This is a genomic window from Methylotenera sp. (genome assembly GCF_030653755.1).
Classification (GTDB): domain Bacteria; phylum Pseudomonadota; class Gammaproteobacteria; order Burkholderiales; family Methylophilaceae; genus Methylotenera.
The window spans coordinates 59261-82056 of record NZ_JAURYU010000049.1 but is presented as its reverse complement, the minus strand read 5'-3'; the positions used below and the strand labels follow the sequence as shown (position 1 = coordinate 82056).

Sequence of the window (22796 nt, the reverse complement as noted above, 5' to 3'; positions counted from 1 at the left end):
TTGTAGGAGCGGTCAGTGACCGCGAACCGACCTTCGCTATGATTGACCGCTGCTGTTGCAACAGTGATGGATTTTTTAGAGATTGTATGGTGTGAGCGCAGTATGATGTTTGTGGTGCTAAAGTAGTAGGCATTATTAAAGGGTCTTACTCGGGGCGTGTGGTTGAGATGGTCGTCACTGTTTGCTCTAGCACCGCGCCATCTTTCTCCGTTTTACGTATTCTGACAGGAATGTTTTGATAATCTAAAGCGAGCCATACTTCCGTTTTCTCTTGGTTTTCGCCACTTTTTAATAAATGTAGCGTTTTGAGGTCACCTAGTTTAGTGCTAATCGTTTCCTCACCTTCAAAGCTGTAAGTGTACGTGCGTAAATATTTGCCATTAGTCATGGTGATTTGCATGACGTTGAGTGGTGGCGTAAACATAAACTGGTACATAAAACTTAAAAAGTCTTGAGTACCTTCAGGTAATGGTTCTGATTTCTTCCCTTTATTGCTAGTCATTTCAATCACACCATCAGACCAGAGCAAATGTGCATACTGGTTCTTTCCACTGTTCGCCCCGAATTCATATGCGTAATAGCTAGGTTTTAATCCTTTTTCATCAACGTTACCTTCACTATATTGCTCCAGTTTACTTAAAAAAATCGAAGCGAGTCCTTTAGGTTCGGTAATGCTCGTTAACTGATAAGTGTTTTTTCTTGAGTCCATATTAAATGTAATGTAGGCAATCCCCAGTATGCCTGAGTCACCACCACGTGTTACTTCAAATTCACTATGTACGAATGTGTAAGGGTTAGTCATGTCTGTATTGACACTACTATCCGTCTCAGCAGTCGTTGTGTTTTCTGTCGTGTCTTCTGCTAGTAGTTTTTCCTTTAGGCTTGAATTGGTGGGTTCTGTAGTGGTTTCTATATTGGTTGGAATATCAGGGGATGTGCTGGTGTTCTCGCTATTCAATGAGTGCTCAGGCACTTCTACATCTGGTTTTGGTACCTCATTATTAGGAACTTTAGGATTTGGTGCTATTGAATTTTGGTGGGCTTGTGTGGCGGTGGGTTGAGTTGGCTTTTTTTCTGGTAGTACTTTTACCAAGCGTACATGAATGGATGTGATATTTTTAATATCTGACGGAAGTGATATTGAGTAACCACTGAGCAAAAATGTATGCAAAACCAAAGAAATAAAGGCTGCAATTAACAGCGATTTATTATCGGTAATGTGTGATTTTAAGGTGCTCAGTTTCATATTACTTGTTATAAATTATGTTGCAGTTGATGACGCTGAGTCCGTTTTGTTTTCTAATTTTGTTTCCAAACTGCTATTAAGTAATTGGTGTGTAATCAGCCCGTTGATTACCCCAAAAAATAGTGCTGCTAGTGCAAAAATAGGAATTAAATAGGCAATGCTGGTGTGTGGAATCAGCCATAGCCTTACAATCATCAATTGCCCAGCAATGTGTGCAAAAGCAGCTAGTATACTTAATGATACCGCACCGAAGTATTTCCTAGGTAAGTGCATACATATCCACAGCACACCTAAGCTTAATAATGCGCCAGCTAAGCTCAGTATAAAGGTGGGTGATAGAAACTGACCTAATAAAAGGCTACTGGCAAATACACGGAGTATGCTTACCCATGCGGCACTGGCAAAGTCATATTTAAATAACACATATAAGGTCACAATGTTTGCGATACCTGGTTTAACACCTGGTAAGGGGGATGGAATTACCGCCTCCAGCATATGTAACGCAATAGCAAATGCAGCAAGCTTGGCGATGCGATGGTCGTTGATGGTGGTGTTAATCTGCATATAATCGTTTATGTGAGATTGTTGCGCTATTTGTATACTACTATTCTTATACTAATAATTGAGTGAGTCGTAGTGTTTTGTTTCGCCAATGAGTTCTAAACTAAGCTGATTGGGTAGGCAAATGGCAGCTTGACCTGACCGTGACAGCCATCCTTGGTGTACACAGTATTGATTATGGCATGGAGATTGAGAAAATCTGGCTTTGCCGTTTATGATGCTGATTGTGGCGTTGCCGAGTGTTCCTTTGACATGAATATCACGCTGTTGATTAAGGCTGTAGGTGCCATAAACAGTATCACCTAGGCGGATTTGGACCGTTGTTGCATGCTCATGTGACCATAGGTGTTGAAACAAAAAGATAACTAACACGCTACTGGCAATCACAATTAGCCAATCACCAGTAAGCATAATCCTTGTTTTAGCTTTAATGTTGCGTAGTAGGTTGAACATGCGCTCGCTTCTTAAAGTCCTGATTCAGCCAAGTGAGTTTATTTTGCATTTCTTGGGTGACAAATACTTGAGATGACTGATTAATTACCATCAAGTATTTTATACCCATCGCATCTGCGATTTTTGATTTGTTTTCTGCAGGCTCAATAAAAATGGGTTTTGATGCAACATCAGAAAGTACGCCAGCTTGCGAATGGTGTGGTGCTTGCGGAGGAATTAATACTGTTACTGCTTGCGTATGATCTACTGGATAGCCAGTGCGCGGATCAATAATGTGGCAATAACGTTTACCATCTAACATGAAATAACGTTGATAATCACCAGAAGTGCCAATCGCCCAGCCATCAAGTAAATCAAGCGTGGCTATTGCAGAAGGTTTGCGCGGGTGCTGTATCCCGACCCGCCAAGGCTTATCCCCATGCTGACCAAGGGCGATGATATTGCCACCTATGTTGATGAGCGCATGCTTAACATGTTGCTTGCGTAAGTAGCGTACAGCCCTATCTAACGCATAACCTTTTGCATAGCCGCCTAAATCAAGCTTAACGCTGCTGTTTGTGCTGTAGGCTGTGTTGTTTGCAATAACAATATCATCCATCGTTGGATTGGCTTTGATTAATGCTGCAATTTTTTGATTATCGATACTGGTTGCGGCAAACTCATCTGCCTGAAACCCCCATGTGCCGATTAAATGACCAATGGTTGGGTTAAATAAACCATGAGATTTTTTTGATAGCTTAGTAGCATCTTGCAGAATTTCTACCATAAGTGGGCTGATGTTTAATGGCTTTCTCTGCGAGGCGAATGCTAAGTTAAGCGTACCTATTTCACTGATTTGGTTGCCAGAGGCTGGCTTCCAAGCGTGTAGTTGATGATGCAAGTGCTGAAAATCTTGTATGATTTCATTTGAAAGATACTTCGCACGGTCTTCTGGTTCGCCATAAATACTGATATCAACCAGCGTACCAAATACATAGCTTTGGCTGTGATAGAGTGGTGGTTTGTTGTAAGCGATGAATCCTAATATTGCAATGCAGCATGTCGCTACAATCAATACGATGCTCAATTTCCTACGCATTTATTGGCACTGTAGCTCTAGCGCATTAATAAAAATGCTGGCTGGATTGCAATCGGTTTGCTTTGCAATTTCGACCATGCCAGTAGGGCTTGTGACGTTGATTTCTGTCAGGTGCTCACCAATGATGTCTAAACCCACTAAAAATAGGCCTTCTTGCTTAAGTACTTTTCCTACGGTAGTTGCAATATCACGGTCTCGACTCGTAAGTGCCTGGGCGACCCCAGTACCTCCCGCGGCTAAGTTACCACGGGTTTCACCAGCCATTGGAATCCGTGCAAGTGCATATGGTAATGGTTCACCATTAATGACAATAATGCGCTTATCTCCTTGCACAATGGCTGGTAGATAGCGTTGTGCCATGATAGTACGGGTACCAAACTCGGTAATGGTTTCCAATATCACACTGATGTTAGGGTCTTGCAACGTTAGCCTAAAAATACTACTGCCACCCATGCCATCTAAGGGTTTCACGACAATATCTTTATGTTGATTTAGGAAATCACGAATGAGTGTTTGATTGGAGGTAACTAAAAATTCAGGTGCAAATTGTGGGAAGCGTGTGACTGAGAGCTTTTCATTCCAACCACGAATTGCTACAGGATTATTAAATACGCGAGCACCCTGCTTAGCTGCTATTTCTAGTAAATAGGTGCTGTAAAGATACTCGTTATCAAAAGGAGGGTCTTTACGCATGATAATTGCATCAAAATTACTGGGGGCGAACTCTGATTTTTCAGAAGTAGTATAGCTTTCACCAGAAAAGTTAAACTTTTGAACATTTATTCTGGCTTGTTCACCACGCAGAAAAATATCGTGTTGTAAGCTCACAAATAGCTCGTGACCGCGCTGACTAGCATCTCGCATAATGGCGAGGCTAGTATCTTTATCGCTATTTAAACTTTTAAGCGGGTCCAGAATAAATACTAATTTCATGTGCAGGCTTTATTGATTTAAAGGGTCTTGTTCTTGTAGCTCAATCGCAGCAGCGAGTAATGCTAAGCGTGCTACTACACCATAAGCGTAAAAACGGTTAGGGGTAGCATCAGGCGCACCTGCGCAGTCTGGTAATGTACAAGGTTTCTCAAAAGCTAAAGGTACAAAGTGTGAGCCTGGAGCATTCAAGTTTTCATCGACACCACGGCCAGTATGTACACGGTAGAAGCCACCAATCACAAAGTGATCCATCATATAGACAACAGGTTCTGCAACTGCATCGTTGATACTCTCAAATGTGTAAACACCTTCTTGAATAATCACTTCAGTGACTTCTAAACCTTCTTTAATCACTGACATTTTGTTACGCGCCTTGCGGTTTAAACCGCGTACATCGTCAGGTGATTTTACCGTCATAATGCCCATGCCATAAGTGCCTGCGTTGGCTTTTACAATCACGAACGGCTCTTGAGATACGCCGTATTCTGCGTATTTGATTTTAATTTTTTCAAGTAATGATTCCACTTTAGCGGCTAGGCAGTCTTCACCAGTGCGGTCATTAAAGTCAATTTCGCCGCAAGTTTCGAAATATGGGTTGAGTAACCACTCATCAATGTTAAGCAACGCTGAGAACTCACTTGCAACGCGGTTGTAGGCAGAAAAATGCTGTGATTTTCTGCGCGTACTCCAACCAGCATATAACGGTGGAATCAAGTCCTGTTCCAAATCCTTGAGAATATCAGGAATGCCGCCAGATAAATCATTATTTAGCAGAATCGCACAGCTATCAAATGGACTTAGATTGGTATCACCAAGTTTAGATGCGGGTAGCTTGATACGATTGCCTTCGCGTACCACAGGCTCTAGTAATAGCGGCTGGCCATCATGTGTTTCTAGTAAGGTAGGTTCGGTGATTTCTGGAGAAATTGAACCAATTCTTACATCCATCCCGGCCTGTTTTAAAATATTCGCGAGCTCAACTACGTTACGTAGATAATAAGTATTGCGGGTATGATTCTCAGGAATAATCAGTAAGCGGCTCGCCTCTGGACAGACTTTTTCAACTGCGACCATCGCTGCCTGTACACTTAGATGTAGAAAGTCAGGATTAAGATTATTAAAACCACCTGGAAATAAGTTCGTGTCTACTGGCGCTAATTTAAAACCTGCATTACGTAAATCAACAGAAGCATAGAATGGTGCTGCATGGTCTAACCATTGTGTGCGAAACCAATGCTCAATTTTGGGCATGGCATCCAACATGCTTTTTTCTAGCGATAAAAGTGGGCCATTAAGTGCTGTTGTTAAATGCGGAACCATATTTTCCTTTTTTAAACTTTAACGCGGTTATTTAGAGGTAATCTATTGCTGATACAGTGCCGTTTAAGTAATGACTTGGTGTGCCTGTGCATCAGCATGATTGCTAATTCTTACCATGGGGCCGCTAGCTTTATTATTAAAGCCCATCGCGTCTGCTTTTTGTTTTAAAGATTCAAAAATATGGGGTTCAACATAACGCATCACAGGTAAATGATGCACACTAGGCTGTAAATATTGTCCGAGCGTAAGCATGCTGACATTGTGTGCCCGTAAATCTTGCATCACTGCTAAAATTTCCTCATCAGTTTCACCCAAACCTAACATCAAGCCAGATTTAGTAGGGATGTGCGGATACATTTCATTAAATACTTTTAATAGGTTTAACGAGTTCTGATAGTCAGAACCTGGCCTCGCTTGTTTGTACAGTCTAGGAATGGTTTCAAGATTGTGGTTCATCACATCAGGCGGTGCTTTGCGTAGAATCTCCAGTGCGACATCTAAGCGACCACGAAAGTCTGGGACTAGAATTTCTATTCTGATATTAGGTGAGTGCGCACGTACGGCTTGAATACAGTCAACAAAATGCTGTGCACCACCATCTAGTAAATCGTCACGATCTACGCTGGTAATCACTACATAATTGAGCCGCATCTGTGCAATCGTTTTTGCCAGGTTTTCTGGTTCATTAATATCTGGGGGTAGCGGTTTGCCGTGTGCGACATCGCAAAATGGACAGCGGCGTGTGCAAATATCACCCAGAATCATAAAGGTTGCAGTACCACTACTAAAGCATTCACCGATATTGGGGCAACTGGCTTCTTCACAAACGGTGTGCAGATTATTCTCACGCAATACACGTTTAATCTCTTGATAGCGTACGCCATCAGGTGCTTTCATGCGTATCCACTCAGGTTTGCGCTGAATCGGCTGTGGAATGATTTTAATCGGAATGCGCGACGTTTTTGCCGCGTCAATTTCTTTCACCCCAGCAACTTTTGGCGTAGGTGTTTTGTTAGTGGTTAGATTCGTCATGCAAATGCTCTAGTTTGCTGGTCAGCATTGCTACAAGTTGCTCACCAATGGTTTGTAGATTGGCATTAATGCCAAGGTCTTTGGTCTGTGTCACAGCCAGCCCCTTGTAGCCACATGGGTCAATCGCACTAAATGGGCTTAAATCCATGTCTATATTAAGGCTCAAGCCGTGATAGCAGCAATTATTTTTAACACGTAACCCCAATGAGGCTATTTTGGCCTCATGTGAATTTTCTATGTTCACATAAACACCAGGTGCATCTTTTTTTGCCACTGCGCTGACATTGTATTGTGCCAGTAATTCTATCACTGTATTTTCTAGCAAGCTGACTAAACTACGTATATTAAGATTACGTCTTGATAGGTCTATTAAAACATACACAATGACTTGCCCAGGCCCGTGATAGGTGATTTTGCCACCACGATCGGTATTGACGATGGCAATGTCATCGCGGGAAGGTGGGGCTACCTGCTTGCGGTTGAGTCCTAGTGAGTAAACTGGCGGGTGTTCAGTGAGCCAAATTTCATCGGCAGAATCACCACCTCTAGCAGCTGTGAATTGTTGCATCGCCTCACATGTTGCTTCAAATGAGGTAATGCCTAAATTTCTAACAATAATATTGTTTAACATCACAAGCAGGTGAGTATGTTAAAGCGTGTATTTCACTAAAGGGTGAGATGTTAATAAGCGATAAATATCATCAAGCTGAGCTTGTGAAACGACATCAACAGAGCAGGTCAGGCTGATATATTTACCATTAGCACTAGCACGCATTTCGATATGTTCAGCATTAAAGCTTGGGACAATAGTTTGAATCAACGCAATCATCGTCGTTGAAAATATTTCTTGTGTTTCGCCCATCACTTTAATAGGAAAGCAACAAGGGAACTCAATAAGTGGCGGTGTTGCCTGAGAATCAATATCAGTCATTTTAAAATAGCGTTTAATTTGGTTATGTTTATTGCATCATTAATTTAATAGAGTCCCAAGCGCGACCAAATAATCCTGCTACTGCAACAGATTTATTGGCGACTAATGAGCGCTCGCTGATGGTTTTGCCGTTGAGTACAAATTTCACCTGGCCAATCACTTGTCCTTTTTTGATAGGCGCAATAAGTGGCTGGGTGCTAGAAATAATCGCTTTAATGTTAGCGTACTCACCTTTTGGTAGTGTTAAGTAAAGGTCACTAGCAACGGTCGATATGATTTCGTTGGTATCGCCTTTCCAGACTTTCAGCTTGCTCACTTGCTGGCCTTTTTTGTACACTAAAGTTGAGTCAAAAAATTGAAACCCGTAGTTCAATAGTTTTTGGCTTTCGGTTGCACGGGCGGCATCAGTTGGTGCGCCTAGTATCACTGCAATATGACGTGTGTTGTCGCGTTTTGCCGTTGAAATTAAACAATATCCTGCTGATTTAGTATGGCCAGTTTTCATGCCATCCACGTTAGGGTCTAACCATAAAAGGCGGTTGCGGTTTGCTTGTTTAATATTGTTGTAGGTATATTCTTTAACTGAGTATAAGCGTTTGTATTCTTCTGGAAAGTCACGAATCAGTGCAGTGGCCAAAGTGGCTAAGTCTTCTGCCGTGGTGTAGTGTTGAGGGTCTGGTAATCCTGTTGCATTCATGTAATGCGTATTTTTCATGCCCAAGCGTTGCGCTTCTTTGTTCATCATGAGTGCAAATTGTTGTTCTGTGCTCGCGATTCCCTCTGCTAATGTAATCGACGCATCATTACCTGACACAATAATTAAGCCATGCAGAAGCTCATCGACGGTTGCTGGCTTATTAGGTTCAATAAACATTCTTGAGCCTTCAGTTTTCCATGCTTGCTCGCTAATAGGTAGCGTTTGGTTCAGTTGTAAATGACCATTTTTAACAGCTTTAAATGTTAAGTAGGCGGTCATTATTTTTGTGAGTGAGGCTGGCTCCACACGCATGCTAGCATTATGCTGTGCAATAGTTTGGTTGTTATTGAAGTCTTTAAGTAAATAGGCTTTAACCGCTAAACTTGGTGGCGGTGCGATTTGTGCTGCACCAGCATAAGCTAAGTTTGTAAAAGAGGCGGTAGCCAAAGTAATCGCAAAAGAAGTTGTAGCAATAATGCGCGATAAAGTGTAATTTTTGATGATATGCATGAGATTCAATGGTTAGATTTACTGATTGGTAACAATGGCTGAGATATTGAGCTTGCTTCGTACTTTGTTTGCGTGAATGTCGGCCTCTCTTTTAGTTCCAAAGGGACCTAACCTGACGCGATGTAAGCCATTATTATACACGTTAGTGACGGCAGCATTACCCGCAAGGTCAAGGTTCAGAATTTTCTTTTGTAACAGCTCGCCGTTGGTCTCGTTCTTGAAAGCGCCTACCTGTACATAATAGCCAGAAGGCGATATTTCTTTTGTAGAGGCTGATTCTGAAATCAATCCGTTACTAGTGTTCGGTAAGCTAGTAACATCAGTGAGATTGGCTGTGCTGGTGATTGGTTCAACTGTTGCAACATTAGTTTTGGCTGCTTTCTTTAAAGCTTCTGGACTGGTATCAATCGCAGTGACCATTACCAAGCCGCTACCTTGAGCGACTAAACCTAATTTATAAGCAGCTGCGTAAGATAAATCAATTAGTCGATCATGCTTAAAAGGCCCTCTGTCATTGACGCGAACCACAACTTCACGCCCATTCGCAGGGTTAACTACTTTGACATAGCTAGGAATTGGCAGGGTGGTATGCGCAGCTGACATACCATACATATCATATGTTTCACCGCTAGAGGTTTTTCTACCGTGATAGCGCTTCCCATACCACGACGCAACACCTTGCTTGGTATATGGCGCATAGGTCTTCATGGGAATATATTTCTGACCCAACGCTTGGTAGGGTTTGCTGGTGCTGACCAGTGGTTTCTCTGCTCTAGGCTGAGCATCTGGAATGCTGGCAATATCAATAGATGTATCATCCCCAGGACCATCATCCAAATAATAGGCACCCTTGTTGCTGGATTCCTTAGGTTGATTTATTGGTGTGCTTTTGGTGCTTGGTGATTCAGGCTTTGTAGTGGATGTGCTGGCGCAACCAGCTAACAATAACAGCCATAGAATAATGAAGCCCTTTTGGAAAATAATCATTCAATTCCTCCTTTGCAATGCGAGTAACTAGGTTGCAACGAGTTTTTTATGCGTGTGAATACTCATGAGTATGCCAAAACCTAGGTAGAGTGTCACCAGTGAGGTGCCACCATAACTAATCAACGGCAATGGTACACCAACTACAGGTAAGATACCGCTTACCATCCCCATGTTTACAAACGCATATGAGAAAAAGTTGAGTGTGATACTGCCAGCTAATAGCCTAGAGAAAGTGTTTTGTGCTTGCGAGGCAATGACTAATCCACGCGCGATAATCAGACTAAATAAAGTAAGCAGTAACATATTGCCTAAAAAGCCGAATTCTTCACTAAATACAGCAAAAATAAAGTCCGTAGTCCGTTCTGGTAAAAAATCCAGCTGTGTTTGTGTGCCATTAAGCCAACCTTTGCCTGCACTGCCTCCTGATCCAATAGCAATAATCGCCTGAATCGTATGGTAGCCAGCGCCTAAGGGATCTTGGGTTGGGTCAAACAGAATTTCAATACGTTTTCTTTGGTAGTCATGTAGTAAGGTCCAAAAAACAGGCATGAGTGCGAGCAGTGATATTGATGCAACCAACAAAAATCGCCAACTTAAGCCAGCAAGAAATAATACATAAAAGCCAGAGGACGTAATTAGCAAGGAGGTGCCTAAGTCTGGCTGTTTCATGATGAGCGCGACTGGAATAGCCAGCAACACACCACCAACAACAAAATTACTGGGGCTAGGTTTACCTTCTCTGCTGGCAAAGTACCAAGCAAGCATCATCGGCACAGCTATTCTCATTAGCTCTGAAGGCTGTATCTGCATGAAACCTAGATTTAACCAGCGGCGTGCACCATGGCTGATCGTGCCAAACAGTGCAACACTAATCAGTAACAATAGACCAAGGACGTAAAGTGGGCGCGCTGCACGTTCCAAATTTAATGGGGAAATATTAGCAGCTAACCACATTACACCCAGTGCAACTGTAACATTAATGCCTTGTGCATAAATGCGTGAAAAATCTTCTCCAGATGCACTGTATAGTACAAATAAACTTAATAACAACGAAAAAAACAGACAAGCCATTAAGAATGAGTCGAAATGCTTGAATAGAAAATGAAAGATTCTGCTAATCATGGAATTCTTCTTCAGTTGTTATCGCTGTGCCCGTAGCGTTTGCAGGTGGTGGTTTCGCCACAATAGTAGGTTCGACAGCAGGTAGCTTTCCTAATAGGTAATAATCCATGACTTTTCTTGCAATAGGACCTGCTGCTGAGCCGCCATGTCCGCCGTTTTCAACAATCACAGCAAGCGCGATCGTTGGGTCTTCAGCTGGCGCGAAAGCAATAAATAAAGCATGGTCACGATGGCGCTCATTAATGGCATGCTCGTTATATTTTTCATTTTGCTTAATGCCAATGACCTGAGCGGTACCCGTTTTTGCAGCAATTGAATAACCAGAGTTGGCGCCTACGCTAGCTGCGGTGCCACCTGGTAAAGTGACATCTATCATGCCACGTTTTACAATCTCAATATTATCAGGGTTTAACTCAATACGGTCTTGTACGACACTAGGGATAAATTCCTGCTTACCTGTTAAGCCATTTTGAATTTTAGTCACTAAATGTGGTTTCATCGCAACGCCATTGTTCGCCAAAATTGCAGTGGCTTGGGCTAACTGTAGTGGTGTAGTGAGCGTGTAGCCTTGACCGATACCAACAATGACAGTTTCACCTGGATACCATGGTTGCTTGTAACGGCGCATCTTCCATTCTGGTGTGGGCAATAAACCTTCGATTTCACCTTTAATGTCAATGTCAGATCTTCTGCCAAACCCAAAATGGCGTACAAATGAGGTGAGTCTTTCTATCCCTAGCTCCATGGCTAAGCCATAGAAAAAGGTATCGCAAGAAATGGTAATCGCTCTTTGCATATCAACGATGCCGTGGCCGCTGGGCTTCCAGTCGCGGTAGCGATGGCGACTGCCTGGCAGCATGAAAAACCCTGGATCCTGAATCGCAAAAGGCGGATTGCGTTTTCCTGCTTCTAGCCCTGCCAGCGCCACGAAAGGTTTAAATGTAGAGCCTGGTGGGTAAATGCCACGAAGTGGACGATTAATTAATGGCTTATCTAAAGACTCATTGAGCAGCTTCCAGTTTTCAGTATCAATACCATCTACAAACAAGTTGGGATTAAACGTTGGCTGGCTGACATAGGTTAATACTTCACCTGTTTTTGGATTAATGGCAACCATTGCCCCGCGTCGCTCACCAAAAGCAGTTTCTGCGATTTCCTGTAGTTTGCTATCAGCAGAAAGAATCAGATTATCGCCTGGAACAGGTGCGTTGCTTGATAGCACCCGCACCGCATGGCCATCAGCATCAATTTCAACTTGCTGGAAGCCAGTAACGCCGTGTAATTGTTGCTCATAAAATTGCTCTAAGCCACTTTTGCCGATGTGGTCTGAGCCTTTGTAGTTGGAGTAAACGCCATCTTCTTTAAGGTTCTCAATATCTTTGTCATTAATGCGCCCGATGTAGCCCACCATATGCGAGCCAAGCTTGCCCAGCGGATAATGTCTGAACAGTCGAGATTTAATCTCAACCCCAGGAAAGCGGTAATGATTAACTGCAAATTTTGCAGCCTCAATTTCATTGAGGTGGGTACGTATTGGTGCACTTTCAAAGCTATGACTTTGCTCTCTGAATTTTTTAAAACGCTTTTTATCTAATGTGCTAACTTCAATGAGCTGTCCCAGTTCAGTAATTGTATTTTCGAGATTTTTTACTTTAGCGGGTGTGATCTCTAGCGTGTAAACAAAAAAGTTGTGTGCAAGTACAACGCCGTTTTTATCTAAAATCAACCCACGATTAGGAATAGTAGGGACAAGTGAAATGCGATTGTTTTCTGCTAATGTTTGATAGTGGTTGTACTGTATTATTTGCAGATAGTAAAAGCGAGACGCCAGCAATGCAAACAAGCTAAGTACAAGTAAACCTGCGACACCTAGGCGTAGCCTAAAATAATATTGCTCATGAATATAGTTTTTGAGTTCAGCAACCATACTTACATCATTTGCTGCGTGAAGGTCTGCTGGTGTTTAAACCGAGGGCAACGGCAATTTGCCATAAAATGACACCAGTGATGCTAGGTAAGAAATAGGCCCAGCCTAATGATTCACTGCCTTCAAAGGTTTTGACTGTGAGTAAAGTCAGTTGCGAGATGACGAGTAGTAACAATACATAAACTAATTGCTGTGAATTGCTAAATAATACTAAGCGGCGCTGATAGATAACTGCTACAAAAGTGGTCACCGTATAAGCAAGTGCGTGCTGCCCAAAGACGCCGCCAGTAGCTAAGTCTACCCATAACCCTATAAACCAAGCTGTGCCAATGTTGCATCTATTCGGGGCGCGAAGTATCCAGAAGATAATCACTAGCAGTACAAAGTCTGGGCGTAACTTAAGGGCAAAGCCTGACCAAGGTAGTAGCAGACATATGAATGCGACTAACAATGATAAGTAGATGGATTTTAACTTAGTCTTGTGCATGAGGTTTGTTTGGGGTGCTAGGAGCAACTGTTGTTGCTGGCACTTCATTTGTTATTTTTTTTAGTTGATTTGATTCATTCATTACGCCAGAACTTGTTGCTTTCGGTTTAGCATTATTGGCGCTAGTATTGATTGGTTGCTGGCTTGATGTGCTCGGTTTACTTGGGTTGTTTGAGATGTCAGGTTTAATAGTACTTCCTGTAGGTGAGATGCTAACGAGTAACACTTGTTTATGATTTTCAATGCCCCCAGTAGGCACGCAAACAATCCTCGCAAATGGAGAATCTTGTGTGGTTTGAATGTCTGTCACTGTGGCTACAGCAAGACCTTTAGGATAAATGCCATCGATACCAGACGTAATTAGCTTATCACCGGGTTTTATATCTACATTTGCGGGTAAGAAAGGTAGGTCTAAGGTGTTATCACGGCCATGCCCAAACGCAATTGCGCGTAATCCATTGCGCTCTATTTGAATGGGAATGGTAAGCGATTTGTCAGTAATTAGCGTGACTTCACTGCTTACTGGATAAGTACGAGTCACTTGTCCAATCACACCTTTTGCATCAACGACTGCAGCACCATCCATAACATGATGAACGCTCCCGCGATTGACGACTATTTTTTTTGTAAAAGGATCGCGGCCAACGTGTAGTATTTCGCCAAGCTGGCTAAACTCTTCTAGTGATTGATTGGCGTCTAGTAATTGGCGCAAATTACTATTTTCAAGTTCTAGCGCTTTCATCTTTTGCAATGGAATTGCCTGAGTTAGTGCTTGCTTTCTGAGTAGCTGATTTTCACTGAGTAAACGGTGGTGCGTAGAAAAATATTCATTTGTTGATTCGTAAAACATGGAGGGCGCATTGGCAATAAGCTGCAAGGGCTGTAACACAACCATTAAGTGCTCGCGCATGCTGCTTAAATATTGCAATCGAGAATCTGTTGCCATCAGTGCTAATGACAGTGCGGTAAAAAAGGCTAACCGCGCAAGAGGGCTAGGACCGCGCGCAAAAAAAGCTGGGGCTTGTTGTTGATCCAGATTTTGATGATAGCCAGCCATTATGGTTTATTCTAATTCCAAACTTTAGTGCTATTTAGTAGATAAGCGATAGGCCGTGTCAATACGGCCTATCCTGATTATTTCACTTAAACCAAAAGTCAAAACATGCTTATGCATAGTCAGATGCAGTGTTGACCATGTTTAGCATGCCTAGCTTTGGGGTGAGTCTTTGGTTATTCGTAGGCAAATATGCTGCCTAGTCTATCCATTTCCTCCAGTGCACGGCCGCATCCGCGGGCTACACAGGTTAGTGGGTCTTCTGCCACAATGACTGGTAAGCCAGTTTCTTCAATGAGTAGACGATCTAAATCTCTTAACAGTGCGCCGCCACCTGTTAGCACCATGCCTTTTTCTGCGATGTCCGCACCTAGCTCTGGCGGCGTTTGCTCAAGCGCTGATTTTACTGCACCTACGATTGCGTTGAGTGGCTCGGTGAGTGCTTCAAGAATTTCATTGCTTGAAATCGTAAACTTACGTGGCAAACCTTCTGCAAGGTTGCGCCCCGTCACTTCCATTTCAAGTACGGTTGAGCCTGGGAATGCAGAGCCAATTTTCTTCTTGATGGCTTCAGCGGTTGGTTCTGAAATTTGCATGCCGTAATTGCGGCGAATGTAATCGATAATCGCTTGGTCAAATTTATCGCCACCAACACGCTCTGATTTAGCATAAACGATACCGCCAAGTGAGATAACGCCGACTTCCGTAGTACCGCCACCGATATCCACCACCATAGAGCCTGTTGCTTCTGATACTGGCATATCTGCGCCAATAGCCGCCGCCATTGGTTCTTCAATTAAGAATACTTGCTTAGCACCAGCGCGCTCAGCAGACTCTTTAATAGCACGACGCTCTACTTGGGTAGAACCCACTGGCACACAGATGATAATGCGCGGGCTTGGCGCAAACCACCGTGAATCATGCACGCGGCGAATAAAATACTTGAGCATTTGCTCTGTAATGGTGAAGTCTGCAATCACGCCATCTTTCATTGGGCGAATGGCTTGAATATTGGCAGGCGCTCGACCCAGCATACCTTTGGCTTCAGCACCAACGGCTAGAAGGATTTTTTTGCCATTAGGGCCGCCTTCTAGACGGATAGCAACGACTGATGGCTCATCAAGTACGATACCTTTGCCGCGCGAGTAAATAAGGGTGTTTGCTGTGCCTAGGTCAATGGCAAGATCATTTGAAAAATAACTACTAATAGAACCGAACATTATGTTTTTCCTGTGGTGTGGAGCTTGTTTAATACCGTTTACTTGACTAATCCTTTGGTAATCGTCACTGGCACGATTAAGGCGCACGTAAAATCAGGTTATAATACCGTATATCTTGTTGAAAATTAAGATGCATTAGAAAATTAAGGTGCATAAGGATAGTTTTAAGAGTATGACGTAAGCCTAATGGCAATCGTATTACTTACACAGTCCTTAAATTGACAAACAAAATATTGAAAAATAGGTGTTTAACCTACCCACTCAACTAACCATTTCGGATTATTAGAAGTATGGCACTTAGTACTGAAGATATAAAAAAAATAGCGCATCTTGCCCGTATTGAGGTGAGTGATAGTGACGCTAATGCAACTTTGTCAAAACTGACTGGGATTTTAGGCCTAATCGAGCAAATGCAAGCGGTGAATACTGACGGCATTGTGCCGATGTCACATTCTCAAGACGTGGTGCAACGGTTGCGAGATGATGTGGTGACTAAAACCAATCAGCGTGAGGCATTTCAAAAAATCTCGCCAGCAGTTGGCAATGGCTCCGACGCGCGCGCAGTGGATGGCGGTCTTTATCTTGTCCCTAAAGTAATCGAGTAATCGCAATATGATCAACAGTAGCTTAAAAACATTAGCCCAAATGTTGGCTAATAAAGAAATTTCTAGCGTAGAACTCACGCAAACTTTTCTGAACAGGATTGATGCGTATAACCCAGAGATTAATGCTTACATTTCATTAGACCATGATAGAACGCTTGCCCAAGCTAAGGCGGCGGATGTACGCATCGCGGCTGGCAATGCAACTGCGCTCACAGGTATTCCTATCGCACAAAAAGATATTTTCTGCGCACAAGGTTGGAAAACCACTTGTGGTTCAAAAATGTTGGAAAACTTTATCGCACCATACGATGCGCACGTGATTACGCAGTTTGATCATGCTGGCGCGGTGAATTTGGGTAAAACCAATATGGATGAGTTCGCGATGGGTTCATCTAACGAAACCAGTTATTTTGGCGGTGTAAAAAATCCTTGGGATTTCAGCCGCGTACCTGGCGGCAGTAGTGGCGGCAGTGCGGCAGCAGTAGCTGCGCGTTTATGTGCTGCGGCTACTGGAACAGATACTGGCGGCTCAATTCGCCAACCAGCTTCTTTATGTGGCTTTACTGGCTTAAAGCCGACCTATGGTGTGGTTTCACGCTACGGTATGATTGCTTTTGCCTCTAGCTTGGATCAAGCAGGCCCAATGGCTAAGTCTGCTGAAGACTGTGCCTTGATGATGAATGTGATGGCTGGTTTTGATGAGCGTGATTCAACAAGTTTGAATCGTGAAAAAGAAGATTACACCCGTGATTTGAATAAGCCGTTACAAGGTTTAAGAGTTGGCTTGCCGAAAGAATTTTTTGATATTGGAATAGATCCGTCGACAAAAGATCCAATTGAAAAGGCTATTCAAAAGTATCAGGAACTAGGAGCAGAACTTATTGAAATATCACTACCTCACTCTAGTCTTTCTATACCAGTCTACTATGTATTAGCACCTGCTGAGGCATCAAGCAATTTATCACGCTACGACGGTGTGCGTTATGGTCACCGAGCGTCAGAATATACTGATTTGATGGATATGTATTGTAAGAGCCGTGCTGAGGGGTTTGGTGCAGAAGTTAAGCGCCGCATTTTAATTGGTACTTATGTGTTAAGTGCTGGTTATTACGATGCATATTACCTCAAAGCGCAGCAGATTCGACGTTTAATCGCACAAGACTTTGAAGAAGCTTTCAAAAAATGTGATGTGATTATGGGACCAACCGCTCCATCTACTGCATTTAAAGCGGGTCAAAAGGCTGATGATCCAGTAGCTATGTACTTAGAGGACTTGTATACGATAGCGGTTAATTTGGCTGGTCTGCCTGGCATGAGCGTTCCTGCTGGTTTTGCTACAAGTGCAGATGGTAAGCCATTGCCAGTAGGCTTGCAGATTATTGGTAACTATTTTGATGAGGCGCGTATGTTGAACGTGGCGCATCAGTATCAACAAGTGACAGATTGGCATGCTCAAGCACCAACCTTGGATAAGCCAGAAGGAAGCGCATAATGGAATGGGAAGTCGTCATTGGGTTGGAAACGCATACCCAACTTAGAACAAATACTAAAATTTTCTCAGGGGCTTCTACCACTTATGGTGCAGAGCCTAACACGCAAGCGTGTGAAGTGAGTATTGCCTTGCCAGGCGTGTTGCCTGTGTTGAATAAAGAAGCGGTTAATTGCGCGATTAAGTTTGGTTTGGCCGTTAATGCAGAAATTGCCCCGCGCTCTGTGTTCGCGCGTAAAAACTACTTTTATCCAGACTTGCCAAAAGGCTACCAAATCAGCCAGTATGAGCTACCAGTAGTGGGCAAAGGTGCCGTCACGATACAAGTGCCAGCCGTTGGCAAAAATGCTGCTTATGAAAAAGTGATTAACATCACGCGTGCACATTTAGAAGAAGACGCTGGTAAATCTGTGCATGGTGCGGTTGAAGGTATGAGTGGTATTGATCTTAACCGTGCAGGTACGCCATTGTTAGAGATTGTGACAGAACCAGACATGCGCTCAGCGGCTGAAGCAGTCGCCTATGCAAAAAAACTGCATGAGTTAGTACAATGGATTGGTATTTGCGATGGCAATATGCAAGAAGGTAGTTTTAGATGTGACGTTAACGTATCAGTGCGACCAAAAGGTACTGAAAAATTAGGCACACGTCGTGAAATTAAAAACCTGAACTCATTCAAGTTTATGCAACAGGCGATTGAGTACGAAACTCGCTGGCAGATTGAAACTCTGGAAGATGGTGGAACCATCCAGCAAGCAACCGTATTGTTTAACCCAGACACAGGCGAAACACGCGCCATGCGCAGTAAAGAAGAAGCGAACGACTATCGCTACTTCCCTGACCCTGATTTGTTGCCATTAGAAATTACAGAAGCAGATAAAACCCGCGTACAAGCGCAAATGCCAGAATTGCCAGAGGCCATGAAGTTAAGGTTTGAAACGCAATTTGGCTTAACCAGCTACGATGCCGCAAGCCTGACAGCAAGCCGTGAGCTAGCTCAGTATTTTGTAGAAACCGTTGATGCGGGTGCAGAAGCAAAACCAGCCGCCAATTGGGTAATGGGTGCTATTTCCGCAAAACTAAATGCTGAAGAAAAATCACTAGCTGAGTCACCTGTCAGTTCAGTGAGTTTGGCAAGCCTGCTAAAACGTATTGCAGACAACACTATTTCAAACAATGCTGCCAAACAAGTGTTTGAGGCGATGTGGAATGGCGAAGGTGAGGTTGATGCCATTATTGACGCAAAAGGCTTAAAACAAGTATCAGATACTGGTGCAATAGAAGCGATTATTGATGAAGTGTTGGCGGCCAATGCCGCAATGGTAGAAGAGTTTAAGGCAGGCAAAGAAAAAGCTTTTAACGCTTTAGTCGGCCAAGCCATGAAAGCCTCAAAAGGTAAAGCCAACCCTGCTCAAGTGAATGAAGTGTTGAAGAAAAAGCTAGGTGCTTAAACCCTAACACTGATGTCAGTTTAGTTTTTGTAAGTAATTAAATAGAGAGTCTTAAGATAAAAGCCTTGCGGTGACCCATAAGGCTTTTTTAATTTTAGGCTGGTAATTTAGATTTACGGGTTTGATTGTGAGCAATTATTAAACGAAAGTTTACTTCGTAATTTATGGCGTTTCTTTACCAGGCTGACTCTTAAGTAAGAGGTAGCGTTTTTTATCTTCATCAAAACGTTTTCGAGTGGCGCTAATCGCTGTATTTCGTGCTGCTATTTTTTCATCTAAGCTAGCAATCTGCTCTTGCTCGTTTGCAATATCAGCTTTCAGCTCTTTAGGCGTCACTTTCTTTCTTTTTTCAAAGCTGGCCGCCATTGTCTCTTTTGCAATAAGATTTTTTTGATGATTAGCTTTTTCTTGCTGTAAATTCTCTAGTGCAATTTTATCTAGCTGAATATTACGCTCCAGTGCTAGGTCAATTTCGTTGACGTTAGTAAATGCCCCAAGTAATGCTTTATCTTTTTTAGCTTGTTCAGATTTGGCGTATTCTATTTTTGCAAGCTCAACTGTATTGTCTTGAGTTGCGGCTGGCTTATTGTGTTTAACGGTGATGCCCTGACGGTTAATTAGAGAGCTTTCACGGTTGATGTATTGGGTGGGGATGGAGTCACCATAATGAGTGACTCCTTTTTCATCTTTCCATTTTAATATGCGGCCTGAACTCTCGGCTTGTGCATATTGGATTGAACACAGCATTAGGCATAGTCCTAATGTCCACATCACACTGGTGGCAAGCGGATTGGTTGCTGCTGAAGCCGATAAGATTGGCTTTTGTAACGGTTCAAACAATCTTGCCATGTTGATGTGGGTAACCTTTCTGGTTGTTACATTAGCTATGAATCCAGTTGATCAGGAAGCATGTTGTAGCAAATTTTCTATAGTTAACTAAATGACACCATATTTTTGTCGATACGCTTCAACTGCATGCAAATTTTGCGCCATCTCAGTTTTGTCATGTAAATAAGTCAATAAATCATTTAGATTAGCAATAGCGCACACGGGTATTTTGTTGGTGTTGATCACTTCCTGTACTGCTGAAAGCTCGCCTAGGCCTTTCTCCTGCCTGTCGATAGCAATTGCCACGCCACAAGCACTGGCGCCGCTGGCATTGATGAGTTCAACAGATTCACGTACTGACGTGCCTGCTGAAATTACATCATCGATGATGAGAACTCGACCCTTAAGTGGGCTCCCTACAATGACACCGCCTTCACCGTGATCTTTGGCTTCCTTGCGGTTGTATGCATAGGGTACATTGTGACCATCTTTGGCAAGTGCAATCGCAATACTTGCCGCTAATGTAATGCCCTTGTAGGCTGGGCCAAATAGCATGTCAAATTCAATACCAGAGTTTTTAATGGCCTTAGCGTAAAATTCGCCTAGCTTCATCAGGCTTTCACCGTCATTAAATAAACCAGCATTAAAAAAGTAAGGGCTTAGTCGCCCTGCTTTGGTTTTAAATTCACCAAATTTTAAAACCTCTTTTTGAATCGCAAATGCGATAAAATCTTGCCTGAATTGATCGAGTGATTGAGTCATAATAGCTTCTGTTCATTATTTGGAATTAAGTTTTGAAGATTATATCGTTAAATTTAAATGGCATTCGCTCCGCAACCAATAAAGGTCTGTATGCATGGTTAAAAAAACAAGATGCAGACATCGTGTGTATGCAAGAAATCAAAGCGCAAGTTGGCGATATGAGCGATGAAATGCTCAATCCAGATGGCTATTTTGGCTATTTTCATTACGCAGAGAAAAAAGGTTATAGCGGTGTAGGTATCTACTCAAAAACGCAGCCAGATAGCATTATAGTAGGCTTGGGTATTGCTGATATTGATAGAGAAGGGCGTTATATCGAGGCAAGATTTGGCAATTTAAGTGTGGTGTCGCTATATTTGCCTTCTGGCTCAAGTGGGGAGGAGCGCCAAGCCTTTAAGTTTAGTGTGATGGAGCGCTTCATGCTACACCTGAAAATGCTTAAAGATAGTGGGCGTGATGTGGTGATTTGTGGTGATTGGAATATCGCGCATCAAGAAATTGATCTTAAAAACTATAAAGGTAATCGCAAAAACTCAGGATTTTTGCCTGAGGAGCGTGCTTGGCTGACTGCGTTGTTTGATGATGTTGGCTGGGTGGATGTGTACCGTAAGTTACACCCAGAAACTACCGATGCGTGTTATACATGGTGGAGCAATCGCGGACAGGCGTGGGCTAAAAACGTGGGTTGGCGTATTGATTATCAGATTGCGACAACTGATTTTGCGAATAAAGCTGTTAGCAGTAGCATCTATAAAGATGAGCGCTTTAGTGACCATGCACCCTTAATTGTGGAATATCAATAGCGTTTAGTTGTTATATTGGATGTCTTTTGCAGTTTCATTCCATGGTGCTATTTTTAATAAGAGCGCCATGCCAGGGATGGCAATCAAAAAGCACAGAATAAAGAAGTCTCGCCATCCCATGCTCTCTACCATGTAGCCTGTTGCGGCATTGGCAAATGTACGCGGTACTGCTGCCAAGCTGGTAAACAATGCGAATTGGGTGGCGGTATAAAGTGGGTGCGTAGTTTTAGCAATATAGGCAACAAAAGCGGCAGTGCCTAGCCCTACGCCCAGTGCCTCTACTCCAATGACCATTGCTAGCCACACTAAACGTTCTTGTAAGGCAAAGCTGGCACCGAAGATTTGTAACTCAAAAAATGAGCTGAATAATGTAGGGTTGGTTGCTGCATCCGCAAGCCAAGCAAAGCCTAAGATAGCGACCATCTGCACTGCACCGAATACCCATAGCGATTTGTTGATACCAAGCTTGATCATCCACAGACCACCGATTAGGCCACCTAGCACACTGGGCCATAAGCCTGCATTCTTGGCGATTAAGCCGATTTCAGTTTTGCTGTAACCCATGTCTAAATAAAATGGGGTTGCCAGCGCGGTGGTCATGCTATCCCCTAACTTATATAGAAAAATAAACGCCAAGATGAATAGAGCGGATTTTAGTCCGTTACGCTCAATAAACTCTTTGAATGGTTCTACAATCGCAGCACGTAAAGTTTTTGGTGCGCCGTATCTTAAGGCAGGTTCTTTGACTAATAACGTCATAACGAGGCCTGGCAACATAAATAGTGCCGTGATGATAAACACGCTACTCCATGGCATGTGGTCTGCAAGAATCAGTGATAGCGAGCCTGGTACTAAGCCTGCAATTTTATATGCATTTACATGCACGGCATTACCAAGGCCTAGCTCAGCATCTATTAGTAACTCTCGTCGGTAGGCATCCAATACAATGTCTTGGCATGCACTAAAGAAGGCCACAACCGTGGCTAGGTATGCAATGCTCCAAATGTCAAACTTTGGGTTAAATGCACCAAAAGCTGGGATCGATAATAGTAATAATACTTGCCAGATGACCAGCCAGCCGCGGCGGCGACCGAGTGGTGGGGTGAAGCGGTCAAACAGCGGTGCCCACAGAAATTTCCATGTAAATGGCAGGCTGATTAATGCAAACAGACCAATTGACTTAAGATCTACCCCTTCAGAACGTAGCCAAGCTGGTAGTAGGCTGATGAGTATGAAGAGAGGTAGCCCCGAGCTAAAGCCTGTAAATACACAGATGAGCATTTTTTTGCTCATAAGTGAT

General features: G+C 43.1%; 23 protein-coding genes. 4 read left to right on the top strand and 19 right to left on the bottom strand.

Annotation, left to right across the window (positions count from 1 at the left end):
* Positions 1 to 145 precede the first annotated feature (145 nt).
* The 16 genes from Q7U33_RS10835 to Q7U33_RS10760 all read right to left on the bottom strand — a co-directional run bounded on the left by Q7U33_RS10835 (position 146) and on the right by Q7U33_RS10760 (position 15558).
* The gene (locus Q7U33_RS10835) at positions 146 to 1246 is read right to left on the bottom strand and encodes a DUF3108 domain-containing protein (RefSeq protein WP_304860766.1); all 1101 of its coding nucleotides are present in this window, start codon (positions 1244 to 1246) and stop codon (positions 146 to 148) included.
* A gap of 15 nt (positions 1247 to 1261) precedes the next feature.
* The gene (locus Q7U33_RS10830; protein WP_304860764.1) at positions 1262 to 1810 is read right to left on the bottom strand and encodes a Gx transporter family protein; all 549 of its coding nucleotides are present in this window, start codon (positions 1808 to 1810) and stop codon (positions 1262 to 1264) included.
* A 51-nt stretch (positions 1811 to 1861) separates the two neighbouring features.
* Entirely contained in the window at positions 1862 to 2260 is a 399-nt protein-coding gene (locus Q7U33_RS10825) for a NusG domain II-containing protein (RefSeq protein ID WP_304860761.1), read from the bottom strand.
* Positions 2235 to 3338: an FAD:protein FMN transferase gene (locus Q7U33_RS10820; protein ID WP_304860759.1), complete on the bottom strand. Its 1104-nt coding sequence runs from the start codon at positions 3336 to 3338 to the stop codon at positions 2235 to 2237. The genes Q7U33_RS10825 and Q7U33_RS10820 overlap by 26 nt, the downstream gene beginning before the upstream one ends.
* Positions 3339 to 4271 (bottom strand): glutathione synthase, encoded by a 933-nt coding sequence (gshB, locus tag Q7U33_RS10815; protein WP_304860757.1) that lies wholly within the window; start codon positions 4269 to 4271, stop codon positions 3339 to 3341.
* Between the two features lie 9 nt (positions 4272 to 4280).
* Positions 4281 to 5591, bottom strand: a complete 1311-nt coding sequence (gene gshA, locus Q7U33_RS10810; protein ID WP_304860755.1) for a glutamate--cysteine ligase — start codon at positions 5589 to 5591, stop codon at positions 4281 to 4283.
* A gap of 63 nt (positions 5592 to 5654) precedes the next feature.
* On the bottom strand, positions 5655 to 6623 hold the full coding sequence (gene lipA, locus Q7U33_RS10805; RefSeq protein WP_304860752.1) for a lipoyl synthase: 969 nt from the start codon (positions 6621 to 6623) through the stop codon (positions 5655 to 5657).
* Positions 6604 to 7254 (bottom strand): lipoyl(octanoyl) transferase LipB, encoded by a 651-nt coding sequence (gene lipB, locus Q7U33_RS10800; RefSeq protein ID WP_304860750.1) that lies wholly within the window; start codon positions 7252 to 7254, stop codon positions 6604 to 6606. Before lipB ends, lipA begins: the two co-directional genes overlap by 20 nt.
* 18 nt (positions 7255 to 7272) lie before the next feature.
* On the bottom strand, positions 7273 to 7554 hold the full coding sequence (locus Q7U33_RS10795) for a YbeD family protein (protein WP_304860747.1): 282 nt from the start codon (positions 7552 to 7554) through the stop codon (positions 7273 to 7275).
* Positions 7555 to 7582: 28 nt separating this feature from the next.
* Entirely contained in the window at positions 7583 to 8761 is a 1179-nt protein-coding gene (locus tag Q7U33_RS10790) for a D-alanyl-D-alanine carboxypeptidase family protein (RefSeq protein ID WP_304860745.1), read from the bottom strand.
* 18 nt (positions 8762 to 8779) lie between these two features.
* A complete protein-coding gene (locus tag Q7U33_RS10785) occupies positions 8780 to 9748 on the bottom strand; it encodes a septal ring lytic transglycosylase RlpA family protein (RefSeq protein ID WP_304860743.1) in 969 nt (322 codons plus the stop codon).
* Between the two features lie 27 nt (positions 9749 to 9775).
* The gene (rodA, locus tag Q7U33_RS10780; RefSeq protein WP_304860741.1) at positions 9776 to 10870 is read right to left on the bottom strand and encodes a rod shape-determining protein RodA; all 1095 of its coding nucleotides are present in this window, start codon (positions 10868 to 10870) and stop codon (positions 9776 to 9778) included.
* On the bottom strand, positions 10863 to 12797 hold the full coding sequence (gene mrdA, locus Q7U33_RS10775) for a penicillin-binding protein 2 (protein ID WP_304860739.1): 1935 nt from the start codon (positions 12795 to 12797) through the stop codon (positions 10863 to 10865). Before mrdA ends, rodA begins: the two co-directional genes overlap by 8 nt.
* 7 nt (positions 12798 to 12804) lie before the next feature.
* Entirely contained in the window at positions 12805 to 13284 is a 480-nt protein-coding gene (gene mreD / locus Q7U33_RS10770) for a rod shape-determining protein MreD (protein WP_304860737.1), read from the bottom strand.
* Positions 13271 to 14341 carry a rod shape-determining protein MreC gene (gene mreC, locus Q7U33_RS10765; RefSeq protein WP_304860735.1) on the bottom strand — a complete coding sequence of 357 codons (1071 nt, stop codon included), beginning with the start codon at positions 14339 to 14341 and terminating at the stop codon, positions 13271 to 13273. Before mreC ends, mreD begins: the two co-directional genes overlap by 14 nt.
* Before the next feature lie 173 nt (positions 14342 to 14514).
* Positions 14515 to 15558, bottom strand: coding sequence for a rod shape-determining protein (locus Q7U33_RS10760; RefSeq protein ID WP_304860733.1), 1044 nt, complete (start codon positions 15556 to 15558; stop codon positions 14515 to 14517).
* A 290-nt stretch (positions 15559 to 15848) separates the two neighbouring features.
* Between Q7U33_RS10760 and gatC the strand changes: the two genes are divergently transcribed.
* Genes gatC through gatB form a run of 3 tightly spaced genes read left to right on the top strand, consistent with a single transcriptional unit; the run spans position 15849 to position 19103 of the window.
* Positions 15849 to 16163, top strand: a complete 315-nt coding sequence (gene gatC, locus Q7U33_RS10755; RefSeq protein ID WP_304860730.1) for an Asp-tRNA(Asn)/Glu-tRNA(Gln) amidotransferase subunit GatC — start codon at positions 15849 to 15851, stop codon at positions 16161 to 16163.
* A 7-nt stretch (positions 16164 to 16170) separates the two neighbouring features.
* Positions 16171 to 17655 (top strand): Asp-tRNA(Asn)/Glu-tRNA(Gln) amidotransferase subunit GatA, encoded by a 1485-nt coding sequence (gene gatA, locus Q7U33_RS10750; protein WP_304860728.1) that lies wholly within the window; start codon positions 16171 to 16173, stop codon positions 17653 to 17655.
* Entirely contained in the window at positions 17655 to 19103 is a 1449-nt protein-coding gene (gene gatB / locus Q7U33_RS10745) for an Asp-tRNA(Asn)/Glu-tRNA(Gln) amidotransferase subunit GatB (RefSeq protein ID WP_304860725.1), read from the top strand. The genes gatA and gatB overlap by 1 nt, the downstream gene beginning before the upstream one ends.
* Before the next feature lie 162 nt (positions 19104 to 19265).
* Here gatB and Q7U33_RS10740 read toward each other — a convergent pair whose 3' ends face one another.
* Both Q7U33_RS10740 and pyrE read right to left on the bottom strand, forming a co-directional pair.
* The gene (locus tag Q7U33_RS10740; protein ID WP_304860722.1) at positions 19266 to 19952 is read right to left on the bottom strand and encodes a DUF4124 domain-containing protein; all 687 of its coding nucleotides are present in this window, start codon (positions 19950 to 19952) and stop codon (positions 19266 to 19268) included.
* A gap of 87 nt (positions 19953 to 20039) precedes the next feature.
* Complete coding sequence (gene pyrE / locus Q7U33_RS10735) at positions 20040 to 20693, bottom strand: orotate phosphoribosyltransferase (protein WP_304860720.1); 654 nt, start codon at positions 20691 to 20693, stop codon at positions 20040 to 20042.
* A gap of 32 nt (positions 20694 to 20725) precedes the next feature.
* Here pyrE and Q7U33_RS10730 point away from each other — a divergent pair, with 32 nt between their 5' ends.
* Positions 20726 to 21496, top strand: coding sequence for an exodeoxyribonuclease III (locus Q7U33_RS10730; protein ID WP_304860718.1), 771 nt, complete (start codon positions 20726 to 20728; stop codon positions 21494 to 21496).
* A gap of 3 nt (positions 21497 to 21499) precedes the next feature.
* Here Q7U33_RS10730 and Q7U33_RS10725 read toward each other — a convergent pair whose 3' ends face one another.
* On the bottom strand, positions 21500 to 22789 hold the full coding sequence (locus Q7U33_RS10725) for an AmpG family muropeptide MFS transporter (protein ID WP_370652006.1): 1290 nt from the start codon (positions 22787 to 22789) through the stop codon (positions 21500 to 21502).
* Positions 22790 to 22796: the final 7 nt, after the last annotated feature.